The organism is Streptomyces alboflavus (assembly GCF_000716675.1).
GTDB classification, from domain to species: Bacteria; Actinomycetota; Actinomycetes; order Streptomycetales; family Streptomycetaceae; genus Streptomyces; species Streptomyces alboflavus.
Genome location: NZ_JNXT01000056.1, coordinates 25,735 through 38,005, shown reverse-complemented (window position 1 = coordinate 38,005; position 12,271 = coordinate 25,735). Strand labels below are relative to the sequence as shown.

Annotated in this window: 9 protein-coding genes; 3 read left to right on the top strand and 6 right to left on the bottom strand. The window is 72.1% G+C overall.

The annotated features are described in order from the left end of the window. Positions 1-17 precede the first annotated feature (17 nt). Positions 18-629: a dephospho-CoA kinase gene (coaE, locus tag OO63_RS32235; protein ID WP_030362927.1), complete on the bottom strand. Its 612-nt coding sequence runs from the start codon at positions 627-629 to the stop codon at positions 18-20. 48 nt (positions 630-677) lie between these two features. Further along, positions 678-1,616 (bottom strand): PAC2 family protein, encoded by a 939-nt coding sequence (locus tag OO63_RS32230; protein WP_030362926.1) that lies wholly within the window; start codon positions 1,614-1,616, stop codon positions 678-680. A gap of 329 nt (positions 1,617-1,945) precedes the next feature. Between OO63_RS32230 and OO63_RS32225 the strand changes: the two genes are divergently transcribed. After that, a complete protein-coding gene (locus OO63_RS32225) occupies positions 1,946-2,920 on the top strand; it encodes a right-handed parallel beta-helix repeat-containing protein (protein ID WP_030362925.1) in 975 nt (324 codons plus the stop codon). A gap of 195 nt (positions 2,921-3,115) precedes the next feature. Here the strand turns inward: OO63_RS32225 and rpsA are convergent, their stop codons facing one another. Beyond that, the gene (rpsA, locus tag OO63_RS32220) at positions 3,116-4,621 is read right to left on the bottom strand and encodes a 30S ribosomal protein S1 (protein WP_030362924.1); all 1,506 of its coding nucleotides are present in this window, start codon (positions 4,619-4,621) and stop codon (positions 3,116-3,118) included. Between the two features lie 390 nt (positions 4,622-5,011). On the opposite strand from rpsA, the gene OO63_RS32215 reads away from it, so the two are divergent. Both OO63_RS32215 and OO63_RS32210 read left to right on the top strand, forming a co-directional pair. Further along, complete coding sequence (locus OO63_RS32215) at positions 5,012-5,854, top strand: class I SAM-dependent methyltransferase (RefSeq protein WP_030362923.1); 843 nt, start codon at positions 5,012-5,014, stop codon at positions 5,852-5,854. Positions 5,855-5,938: 84 nt separating this feature from the next. Then, complete coding sequence (locus OO63_RS32210; RefSeq protein ID WP_030362922.1) at positions 5,939-8,785, top strand: ATP-dependent helicase C-terminal domain-containing protein; 2,847 nt, start codon at positions 5,939-5,941, stop codon at positions 8,783-8,785. A gap of 34 nt (positions 8,786-8,819) precedes the next feature. On the opposite strand, the gene pgfA is transcribed toward OO63_RS32210, so the two are convergent. The 3 genes from pgfA to OO63_RS32200 form a co-directional block, all read right to left on the bottom strand. Next, positions 8,820-9,818: a cell envelope lipid trafficking protein PgfA gene (gene pgfA / locus OO63_RS32205; RefSeq protein WP_030362921.1), complete on the bottom strand. Its 999-nt coding sequence runs from the start codon at positions 9,816-9,818 to the stop codon at positions 8,820-8,822. Positions 9,819-9,829: 11 nt separating this feature from the next. Then, positions 9,830-9,964 carry an SPW_0924 family protein gene (locus tag OO63_RS45025; RefSeq protein WP_106983515.1) on the bottom strand — a complete coding sequence of 45 codons (135 nt, stop codon included), beginning with the start codon at positions 9,962-9,964 and terminating at the stop codon, positions 9,830-9,832. A 185-nt stretch (positions 9,965-10,149) separates the two neighbouring features. Then, positions 10,150-11,916 carry a lytic transglycosylase domain-containing protein gene (locus OO63_RS32200; protein ID WP_030362920.1) on the bottom strand — a complete coding sequence of 589 codons (1,767 nt, stop codon included), beginning with the start codon at positions 11,914-11,916 and terminating at the stop codon, positions 10,150-10,152. Positions 11,917-12,271 lie beyond the last annotated feature (355 nt).

Here is a 12,271-nt window from a genome sequence, read left to right as displayed (position 1 = left end):
CTCCCTGCCCTCGCGCGCTACGCCGCCCCGGCCCGCTGCCGCAGGTCCCGCCACACCTCGTCGACGCGCGGCACGAGCCGCTCCAGGGGCCCGTCGTTGTCGATGACGAGGTCGGCGATCTCCAGGCGCTTCTCGCGGGTGGCCTGGGCGGTCATCCGCGCGCGGGCGTCGTCCTCGGTCATGCCGCGCAGCCGCACCAGGCGGTCGAGTTGGGTCTCGGGGCGGGCGTCGACTACGACCACGACGTCGTAGAACGGCGCGAGGCCGTTCTCGGCGAGCAGCGGCACGTCGTGCACGACCACGGTGTCGTCGGCGGCCTCGGCGGCGGCGCGTTCCAGCTCCGCAGAGCGGGCGCCGACCAGGGGGTGCACGATCGCGTTGAGCGCGGCCAGCTTCTCCGGGTCGGCGAAGACGATCGTGCCGAGCTTCGGGCGGTCGAGGGAGCCGTCGGCCGCGAGGATCCCGGGGCCGAAGGCCTCCACGACCGCGGCCAGGCCCTCGGTGCCGGGCGCCACCACCTCGCGGGCGATTCGGTCGGCGTCGACGAGGACGGCGCCCCGCTCGACGAGCAGCCGTGACACTTCGCTCTTGCCGGCACCGATCCCGCCGGTCAGCCCCACTTTCAGCATGACCGGCAGCTTATGCGCCCGCCCTCCCCGTGTCTGCCGGAACCCCCGTCAGCCGTCGCCCTCGCGCTCGGCGAGGAAGCGCTCGAACTCGCGGCCGATCTCGTCCGCGGACGGGATGTCGACGGGCTCGGCGAGCATGTTGCCGCGCGCGTCGGCGCCCGCCGCCGCGTCGTACTGGTGCTCAAGGCCCTGGACGAGCGCGACCAGCTCCTCGTCGCCCTCCTGGACCTGCCGGTCGATCTCGGTCTGGGTGCGGTGCGCCTCGGTGCGCAGCGCGTGCGCGACGCCGGGAAGGACCAGGCCGGTGGCGGCGGTGATGGCCTCCAGGACGGTCAGGGCGGCGTCGGGGTAGGTCGAGCGGGCGATGTAGTGCGGGACGTGCGCGGCGACGCCGAGCACGTCGTGGCCCGCTTCCGCGAGGCGGTACTCGACCAGCGCCTCCGCGCTGCCGGGCACCTGCGCCTCGTCGAAGGGGCTGGCGTGGCCCGGCACCAGGTCCGTGCGGTTGCCGTGCGGGGTGAGGCCCACGGGCCGCGTGTGCGGTACGCCCATGGGGATGCCGTGGAAGTTCACCGAGAGCCGCACGCCGAGCCGTTCCACGATCTCCCTGACGGCCGCGGCGAAGCGCTCCCACTCTATGTCCGGCTCGGGGCCGGAGAGCAGCAGGAAGGGCGCGCCGGTGGCGTCCTGGAGGAGGCGGACGTCGAGCGTCGGCACCTCGTAGTCGCTCCAGCGGTCGCGCCGGAACGTGAGCAGCGGGCGCCGGGCGCGGTAGTCCACGAGCCGGTCGTGGTCGAAGCGCGCGACGACCTGCCCGGGAAGACTGTCCGCGAGCTTCTCGACGACCTGGTCGCCGGTCTCGCCCGCGTCGATGTATCCGTCGAAGTGGTAGAGCATGACAAGACCGGCCGACTCCTGGGCGAGCGCCATGTCGACAACAGCGAGGCCCTTCGGCTCCCATGCGTACAAACCCTGCGGATCTAGCACTGTGACCGCTCCTCCTCGTGTTCATTGAGCAGAACGCGCCTCGCGGGGCGGGCATTCCCCTGTCCGCGCATTCACAGCCACGGCTGATCCGTTTCCTACGGCCACCCCACCCGGGTTCGCATCCTTGAACTCCCCGGACATCACGGGGAGTTCGGAGCGCACCCCACGCTCACCACCTTGTTCTCACCCCTCCAGGTACAGACCTTGACGCGAACATGCCCCACCCTTACCGTCACGAAGCAGCACAGCGTTCAGACTGACGTCCAAAGTTCATGTACCAGAACCACTTCATCCATCGGAGCAGCCACCAACGGGAAGGCAACCCCACGATGCGCACCCGCTTCCTCATCGCCGCGCTCGCCGCCACCACCGCCACGGGCGGCCTCACGGCGGCCGCGTACGCGACTCCGGCGCCCTCGGCACCCCGCCCGGCCGCCACCATCGACGTCTCCACGGCCGCCCAGCTGAAGTCGGCGCTCGGCTCGGCGGGCCCGGGCGACACGATCCGCCTCGCCGACGGCACGTACTCGGGGAACTTCAAGACCGCGATCGCCGCGAGCTCCGGCTCCCGGATCACGCTCACCGGCTCGTCGAAGGCCGTCCTCACCGCGGGCGGCGGCTACGGGCTGCACCTGAACGGCGCCTCGTACTGGACCGTCAAGGGCATCACCGTCACCGGCGGCCAGAAAGGCATCATGATCGACTCCGCGAAGGGGGTCGTGGTGGACGGCGTGACGGTCCACGGCCTGGACATGGAGGGCGTCCACTTCCGCAAGTCGAGCCCCGACGGCGTGATCAAGAATTCGAGGATCTACGACACGGGCAACGACAACCGCGGCATGGGCGAGGGCGTGTACGTCGGCAGCGCGGGCGGCCTCTCCGACAAGAGTGACAACGTACAGATACTGAACAATGCCATCGGCCCGGACGTCGGCGGTGAGGCGATCGACCTCAAGGAAGGCACGAAGAACGGCAGGGTCTCCGGCAACACCTTCGACGGCAAGGGCCTGACCGGCAACAACTACGACGACTCCTGGGTCGACGTGAAGGGCAACGGCTACGTCGTCGAGGGCAACACCGGCAAGAACACCACGAACAACGGCTTCGAGACCCACACCCAGCAGTCGGGCTGGGGCTGCGGCACGGTCTTCCGCGACAACAAGTCCGACCTGACGGGCGCGTCCGGCGACAAGCAACTGGCCATCAACGTGACGAACAACAGCTCAAGCTGCAAGACAACGGTCCACGCAAGCAACACGGTCAAGGGCGGCAAGGGCCTGACGAACGTCCCGGTAACCCCGTGAAGCCCCCGCAAGCCCTAAGGGACAGCTGGGCCCCGTAGGGGGCGCGGGGAACTGCGCGCCCAGCCCCCACGCACCCGCAGGGGACCAACAACCCCCCGAGCCCTCGAGCGCGAAGCGCACAAAAAACACTGTGGGCCCGCACCAAAAGGTGCGGGCCCACAGTACTCAGCTACCGCCTAAGAGAGCGGCGCGCGGTCAGCTCTGACCGCCGGCCAGCTTCTCGCGCAGAGCGGCAAGCGCCTCGTCCGAAGCAAGCGCACCGGAGTTGTCCGGGCCCTCGGAGGAGTACGAGCCACCGCCGGAGGCGGCGGGAGCCGCACCGGCCGGAGCCTCGTTGCCACCCTCGGCCGCCGCCTGGGCGTCGGCCTCGCGGGACTTGATGACCTGAGCCTGGTGCTGCTCGAAGCGCTGCTGCGCCTCGGCGTACTGGGTCTCCCAGGCCTCGCGCTGGGTCTCGTAGCCCTCGAGCCAGTCGTTGGTCTCGGGGTCGAAGCCCTCGGGGTAGATGTAGTTGCCCTGGTCGTCGTAGGACGCGGCCATGCCGTACAGGGTCGGGTCGAACTCGACGGCCGACGGGTCGGCGCCGAAGGACTCGTTGGCCTGCTTCAGCGACAGCGAGATCCGGCGACGCTCGAGGTCGATGTCGATGACCTTGACGAAGATCTCGTCGTTGACCTGGACGACCTGCTCCGGGATCTCCACGTGGCGCTCGGCCAGCTCGGAGATGTGGACCAGGCCCTCGATGCCCTCGTCGACGCGCACGAACGCACCGAACGGAACGAGCTTGGTGACCTTACCGGGAACGACCTGCCCGATCTGGTGCGTGCGGGCGAACTGCTGCCACGGGTCTTCCTGCGTCGCCTTGAGCGACAGGGAGACGCGCTCGCGGTCCATGTCCACGTCGAGAACCTCGACGGTGACTTCCTGGCCGACCTCGACAACCTCGGAGGGGTGGTCGATGTGCTTCCAGGAGAGCTCGGAGACGTGGACGAGACCGTCGACGCCGCCGAGGTCCACGAACGCACCGAAGTTGACGATCGAGGAAACGACGCCGGAGCGGACCTGGCCCTTCTGCAGGGTCGTGAGGAAGGTCTGGCGGACCTCGCTCTGGGTCTGCTCGAGCCAGGCACGGCGGGACAGGACCACGTTGTTGCGGTTCTTGTCCAGCTCGATGATCTTGGCCTCGAGCTCCTTGCCCACGTAGGGCTGAAGGTCGCGGACACGGCGCATCTCGACCAGGGAGGCCGGGAGGAAGCCGCGGAGGCCGATGTCGAGGATGAGACCACCCTTGACGACCTCGATGACGGTACCGGTGACGATCCCGTCCTCTTCCTTGATCTTCTCGATGGTGCCCCAGGCACGCTCGTACTGGGCGCGCTTCTTCGAGAGGATCAGGCGGCCTTCCTTGTCCTCCTTCTGGAGAACAAGGGCCTCGATCTCGTCACCGACGGCGACGACCTCGTTCGGGTCGACGTCGTGCTTGATGGAGAGCTCGCGGCTCGGGATGACGCCTTCGGTCTTGTAACCGATGTCGAGCAGGACCTCGTCCCGGTCGACCTTCACGATGACGCCGTCGACGATGTCGCCGTCGTTGAAGTACTTGATCGTCTCGTCGATCGCGGCGAGGAAGGCTTCCTCGTTACCGATGTCGTTGACCGCTACCTGCGGAGTGGTGGCGGTGGTCTCGGTGCTGCTCGTCATGTGGGAAAGGGCTCCGGTACGGACATTGAAGTCGTAGGTACTGCTTACGCCGGAGCCCGTTTCGGTCTGCAGAAGCCGGACAGCTTGGGAGACGCGACTTCCAGGATTCCCGAAGGAAACGAAAAGCGCCTCGACAACCGAGGGGACATACAACAGACGCGAGCGCAACCTGCTATGTCTGAGGAACGCAGGCCCGCAGCGCAACTTGTAGCATACGGGGGCTGTCGTACAGGGTCAATGCGCGAAGGCGCACACCCGGGGCGGATCGCCGCATACCCGGCACAAAACGTGTTGCATGAGGCCACACCGGCCGCATCGCGCCCTGCCGCGACGCACCCGCCGACGCCGGACGCCACGGCAACGAGGACGTCAGACGGCACAGTAACGACGATGGAGCGGATCATCCAAGAGCCCGACGCACCCGAGGCACCGGAGCCTGAGGCCACCCGGCGCGACGCCGACGTCACGGAGAGCAGCCGCGCCAATCGCGGCTGGTGGGACCGGAACGCGGACGAGTACCAGATCGAGCACGGCACGTTCCTCGGGGACGACCGTTTCGTGTGGGGCCCCGAGGGGCTCGACGAGGTGGAGGCGGAGCTGCTCGGCCCGCCCGAGGAGCTGAAGGGCAAGGACGTCCTGGAGATCGGCGCGGGCGCGGCCCAGTGTTCGCGCTGGCTCGCCGCGCAGGGCGCCCGGCCGGTGGCCCTCGACCTCTCCCACCGCCAGCTCCAGCACGCGCTGCGCATCCAGGAGGGCTTCGGGGCCCCGGTGCCGCTGGTGGAGGCCGACGCGGGCGCGCTGCCGTTCGCGGACGGCTCCTTCGACCTCGCCTGCTCCGCGTACGGGGCGCTGCCGTTCGTCGCCGACCCGGTGCGGGTGCTGCGCGACGTGCACCGGGTGCTGCGTCCGGGCGGCCGGTTCGTCTTCTCCGTCACGCACCCGATCCGCTGGGCCTTCCCGGACGAGCCGGGGCCCGAGGGGCTCTCGGTGGCGGCCTCCTACTTCGACCGCACTCCGTACGTCGAGCAGGACGAGCAGGGGCGCGCGGTGTACGTGGAGCACCACCGGACGGTCGGGGACCGGGTGCGGGACGTGGTCGCGGGCGGGTTCCGCCTGGTGGACCTGGTGGAGCCGGAGTGGCCGGCGTGGAACACGCAGGAGTGGGGCGGGTGGTCGCCGCTGCGCGGGAACCTGATCCCCGGGACGGCGATCTTTGTGTGCGAGCGGGGCTGACGCCGGTCTTCCTGGGCGGGCGGGGCCGTGGTCGCCTTCCGGCCTCGGTTCCGGCGGCGCGTCGTGGCGTACGAGACTGGGGGCGTGATCCGTGACGACGCCCTGAGACTGCCCGTGCGCGAGGCGCTGCCCGCGCTGCGCGATGCCCTGGACGGGCCGGGGTGCGCCGTGCTGTGCGCGCCGCCCGGCACGGGCAAGACGACGCTCGTGCCGCTGGCGCTCGCGGGTCTCGTGCCCGGGCTCGGTGCCGGGGACGGTGCGGTACGCCGGGTCGTGGTCGCCGAGCCGCGGCGCATCGCCGCCCGCGCCGCCGCACGGCGGATGGCGTGGCTGCTCGGCGAGAAGGTCGGCCGGAGCGTCGGCTACACGGTGCGCGGTGAGCGCGTGGTGGGGCCGCAGACGTGCGTGGAGGTCGTCACCACCGGAGTGCTGCTCCAGCGCCTGCAGCGGGACCAGGAGCTCGCGGGCGGCGGCGGGGGCCGCGCCGTCGACGCCGTGGTGATCGACGAGTGCCACGAGCGGCATCTGGACGCGGACACGGTCGCCGCCTTCCTGGTCGACGTGCGCGAGACGCTGCGGCCCGAGCTGCGGCTCGTGGCCGCGTCGGCGACGACGGACGCCGAGGGGTGGGCGCGGATCCTCGGCGGGGCGCCCGTGGTGGAGGCTGCGGGGACCGCGCACCCCGTGGACGTGGTGTGGGCCGCGCCCGCGCGGCCCGTTCGGCCGCCGCACGGCATGCGTGTGGATCCGGCGCTGCTCACCCACACAGCGTCCGTGGTGCGGCGGGCCCTTCGGGAGCGGGACGGGGACGTGCTGTGCTTCCTGCCCGGGGTCGGTGAGATCGGGCGGGTGGCCGGGCAGCTGGGGGACCTGGGCGGCGTCGAGGTGCTCCAGGTGCACGGGCGGGCTCCGGCCGCCGTGCAGGACGCGGTCCTCGCGGGCGGTGAGCGGCGCCGCGTCGTCCTCGCCACGTCCGTGGCCGAGTCGTCCCTGACGGTGCCGGGGGTGCGGATCGTGGTCGACTCCGGGCTCGCCAGGGAGCCGCGGGTCGACCATGCGCGCGGACTCAGCTCCCTCACCACCGTGCGGGCCTCGCAGGCGGCCGGGCGGCAGCGGGCGGGGCGGGCCGGGCGCGAGGCCCCGGGGGCGGTGTACCGGTGCTGGGCCGAGGCCGAGGACGGACGCCTGCCCCGGTTCCCCTCTCCCGAGATCAAGGTGGCCGACCTGACGGCGTTCGCGCTCCAGGCCGCCGTCTGGGGTGACCCCGGCGCGGCCGGGCTCGCGCTGCTCGACGCGCCGCCCGCCGGGGCGATGGCCGCCGCGCGGGACGTGCTCGTCGCGATCGGCGCGGTGGACGGGGTGACGGGGCGCGTCACTGGGCGGGGCGTACGGCTGTCCCGGGCCGGGGTGCATCCGCGGCTCGCCCGGGCCCTCCTGGACGCCGCGCCCCGGGTCGGCGCCCGGCGGGCCGCGGAAGCCGTCGCCCTGCTCAGCGAGGAGCCTCCGCGGGAGTACGGGGACGACCTGGCCGCCGGGCTGCGGGCCGCCCGGCGGGGCGCCGACGCCTATGCTGCGCGCTGGCGGGGCGAGGTGGGGCGCCTCACATCGGCCGTATCCACGTCCTCCGGCGGCGCCGGGCCCCTCGCCGGGGGCACCGTGGACGTCACCTCCGCGTCGGCGCCCGCGCCTTCGGCGCGGGACATCTCCCACCCACCCGCCCATGACTCGGCACCGGGGGAACCCAGCGCCGACGCTCCCCAGAGCGGGTCGGACGGCCACACCTCCGTCCCGGGGAACCCACGCGCCCACGCTCCCCGAAGCACGTCGGCCAGCCACACCCCGGCCCCAGGAAACCCACCCGCCCACGCACCCCAAAGCAAGCAGGCCAGCCACACCCCGACCCCAGGAAACCCACCCGCCCACGCCCCCAAAGGCAACGCCCCCGACGACCTCGTAGTCGGCCTCGTCGCCGCCCTCGCCTTCCCCGAGCGCATCGCCCGGCGCGCCGACGACGGGACCTACCTGATGGTCGGGGGGACCCGGGCCGAGGTCGGGGGTGGGTCGGGGCTCGCGGGAGCCCGGTGGGTCGCCGTGGCTGTGGCTGATCGGGCCGCGGGGGCGGGACACGCGCGGGTGCGGCTCGGGGCCGTCGTCGACGAGGGGGTCGCGCGGGCGGCCGCCGCCTCGACGTACGCCGAGGGTGACGAGGTCGCGTGGGTGGACGGGGACCTGGTGGCGCGGCGCGTGGAGCGGCTCGGCGCGGTGGAGCTCGTGGTGCGGCCGATCAAGGAGCCGGACGCCGGTCTCGTACGGGAAGGACTGCTGGAGGGGCTGCGGCGGGAAGGGCTCGGGCTGCTGCGGTGGAGCAGGGACGCGGGCGCGCTGCGCGACCGGCTGCGGTTCCTGCGGCGCCACCTCGGGGAGCCGTGGCCGGACGTGTCGGACGCGGCGCTCCTCGCGCGCGCCGACGACTGGCTCGAACCCGAGTTGAGCCGGGCCAGGCGCCGCGCCGACCTGGGCCGGATCGACGCCGGGCAGGCCCTGACGCGGCTGCTGCCGTGGGCCACGGGTGAGGCGGTCCGCCTGGACGCGCTCGCGCCGGAGCGGGTGGAGGTGCCGAGCGGGTCACGGGTGCGGGTCGACTACACCGACCCCGAGCAGCCCGTTCTCGCCGTGAAACTGCAGGAGATGTTCGGGCTCGACGACACCCCGCGCGTGGCGGGCGTACCGCTCCTGGTGCATCTGCTGTCCCCCGCGGGGCGCCCGGCCGCCGTCACCGCCGACCTCGCCTCCTTCTGGCACGACGGCTACCGCGCGGTCCGCGCCGAGCTGCGCGGGCGCTACCCCAAGCACCCGTGGCCGGAGGATCCGGCCGGGGCGGCGCCGACCCGGTACACCAAGGCCCGGCAGGAGCGCGCCCAGCGGGGGTGAGCCCGGGGTCGCCGCCCGCCGCCGGGGCCGGGGGTCACGCGTTGGCCGGCTGCGGCTCCGGCTCCGCTTCCGCCGTCGGTGCCGGGTCGCCGGGCCTGCGGCTGCGGGCCTCCAGCCAGAGGGAGAGCGCGAGCAGCAGCCCGCCGAGGCCCAGGAAACCCCAGGGGAGGTACGAGGTCAGCAGGAGCACCAGGACGCGCTGGGACTTGACCAGGTCGACCGTGCTCTTGATGTAGTCCTCGCGCATCTTCACGTGCCCGGCGAAGACGGTGAGCCGGTCGCGGTCGCCGAGCAGGGTGCCGCCGCGCAGTTCGTTGCGCTGGATCTCCTCGCCGTAGACGGGCGCCCCGGTGGTCGGTTCGACCCAGAACTTGCGGACCGTGGTGTACCAGCGGGTGGTGCCGGTCTTGGCGAGGGACTCCGGGGTGATGTCCTTGACCGGCATCGTCTTGGGGAAGGGGACCTTGGTCCAGGGGATGGTCTGCTCGAAGTAGTAGACCTTCACGCCGCGGAAGGTCTGGGTGCCCTTGTAGTGGATGGGCCTGGTGATGCGGGCCTGCGCGTCGAAGTACTCGTAGTCGCGCTTCTCGGTCAAAAAGGGCCACTTGAACTCGATGCCCTCGCGCTTGACGGGGTCGCCGTCGACCATCTCGCCGGTGGCGTGCACGGGCTCCTGGCTGTGCGCGTCGAAGATGTACCGCTCGGGGATCTTGGAGACCATCTTGCCCTTGGAGTCCTGGATGTAGGACAGGGCGTCCCAGACCACGACGTCACGGTCGGCGCTCTTCTCGATCTTCTCCGACGCCTCCACGTTGCCCTTCAGGGTCTGCACGATGGTGACCTTGGGGACCTTCTTGGCCTTCATCGTGCTGTAGTCGATGAGCGTCGGGTTCTTCGCCTCCAGGACCGCGTCCTGGTACTGGCTCGGCGGGATCTTGGCGAGCCGCGGGAAGGCGTACCAGCGCATGAGCGGGGACATGGCCGCGCAGAACACGGCGAAGGCGAGCAGGACCAGGCTGGCCTTGCGGCGCATCTCGGCCCTCCCTACGGGTGCTTGGGGACGGTGGTGAGCAGCGGCTTGGGCGAGGTCTCGCCGGACGGGGCGCCGACGGCCGTGATCGTCAGGACCAGGGCGAGGGCGACGGCGAGGCCGGTGGCGGCGGCGATGAGGGCACGCATGCGGGCCTCCCGAGGCGGCGTGGACCGGGAACTGACTGTGCGTCAGAGCGGGGGCACCGTAGCAACGGACAGGCCAGATGAGAACACGTTGCACACACGGCGACCGCCCCCGGCCCGTGGTGGGCCGGAGGCGGTCGGGTGCTGCGCGCGGGCGGTGCTCGCGCGGGGCGCGGGCGGGTGGCTGGTTACGCGGTGGGCGAGGCGGACGCGCTGGGCGAAGCGGACGCGGCCACCTTCAGTTCGACGGTGAGGGTGGCGCCGCCGTTGGTGACGATCCGCAGGAGGTACGTCCCTGCGGTGTCGTCGGCGTACATCTTCGGCAGCAGGAGCTTGCCGTCCTCGTCGGTCTTGAGGCCCTTCAGGGTGCGCACGGGCTTGCCGTCCGCGCCCTTGAAGTAGGGGCCCTTGTCGTTGGCGGTGCTGTCCTGCGCCGACTTGACCATCGTGGCGGTGGCGGCGACGCCTGCGGCGCTCTCGCCCTTGTACGTCGCCTTGACCTCGACCTGGTCGGCGAACTCCTTGCCGGGCTCGCAGACCAGCGCCTTGTCGCCGACGCGCGCCAGCTCGTCGGCCTGGCGCGCGGTGACGGTCGCGGGCACCTCGACGGCGGTCAGGGAGCGCTCCACGACCCGGGCGCGGACGGTGAACTCACCGGTCCGCTCGCCCGCCTCGATGACGGGTGCCGTGGCCGTGCCGCTGCCGGTCGTGGTGACGGTGACGCTGCGCGCGCCGCCCTCGAACCGGGTGTCCGTGTCGCCGGAGATGGTGAACCGGACCTTGACCTTGGGCACGCCGAGGCCGGTGCGGTTCTCCGCCTTGGCCGCGACCCGTCCGGCGAAGGTGTCGCCCGCGGTCGCCGTCAACTTCGCGGCGCCCGCGTTCTCCAGGCGGCTGACCTGCTCGGCCGGCGAAGGCTTGGGCGGCCTCGGGGGCTTGGGCTCGTGGGGCTTGCCGGGCTTGTCCGGCGGCTTCGGGGTCCCGGGGCTCGTACCGGGCTTGTCCGGCTTGTCCCCGCCGGGCGTCTTGCCGGGCTCCTGGGGCTCGGGCAGCTGCTTGGGCGGGGTGCTCGGCGGCGGCGTGGGTCGCAGCGGCGGGTTCGACGTGCCGGGCGAGGGCCGGTTGTCGTCGCTGCGGTCGTCGGGCAGGACGCCGGTGCCGTCGGGGACCTCGTGGGTGCCCTCGCGGTAGTACTCCAGCCACGACAGGACCGTGTTCAGGTACTCCGTGGAGCGGTTGTAGCTGAGGATCGCCGCGTGCAGGTCGTCCTTGTCGGCGAGGTCGCGGCCGCCCGCGCACAGGTAGTGGGCGGCGCCGAGCGCGGCGTCGTAGATGTTGTTCGGGTCCTTCGCGCCGTCGCCGTTGCCGTCCTGCTTCCAGCTCGCCCACGTCGAGGGGATGAACTGCATCGGGCCGACGGCGCGGTCGTGCGTGGTGTCGCCGTCGAAGGCGCCGCGGTCGGTGTCGGTGATCTTCGCGAAGCCGTTGCCGTCGAGGACCGGGCCGAGGATGGGCGTGAGGGTCGTGCCGTCGGCGTCGACGCGGCCGCCGCGGGCCTGTCCGGACTCGACCTTGCCGATGGCGGCGAGCAGTTGCCAGGGCAGGTTGCAGCCGGGCCGGGACTCGCGCACGGCCGCTTCGGCCTTCTTGTACGCGTCGAGGACCGTGGCCGGCAGGCCCGCTTCCTTGTCGCCTATGGCCACGCCGCCACCGGGCTTGGAGCTCGGCGGGACGGGGCTCTTCAGCGGTGGCAGGTCCGTGTAGTACGGCGAGTCACCGGTGGCGGAGTCGCCGTCCGGGGACGGCGTGGTGTCCGCGGCGCCCGCCCGGTCGTCCCGCGCCTGGTCGTTGGTCGCGCCCGGGGCCTGCGAGGCGGCCAGCGCCGCCACCGCGGCCGCGGCGACCGCGGTGGTCACCGCGGTCCTGCGCACCCGACTGCCGAATACCGCCGCCATGTCCGTGAACCCCTCCCCTTGACGACCCGGCCCGTACATCCCGGCGCACCCGCGCGCCCTTGACGGAACGACTCAGGCGACACTACGACAACTTCCGGAGCCCAGACACCCGTTCGTGACCGTTTTTCCCGTCTTGGCGCGTCACGGTCCTGTCCCGGTTCCCCACGGTTCCCCTGCGGATGCTTCTCGTTCACCGGGCCCGTGTCCAGACCGGCCCAGACAGTAAGAGCCCGGCCCAGGCAGCAAGAGCCCGTCCGGCGCTTGAGGACAAGCACGCGGCGCGACCAAGAGCGACCCCAATCAAGCCCGTCCGGCGCTTGAGGACGAGCGCGCAGCGCGACCAGGGGCACCCCCG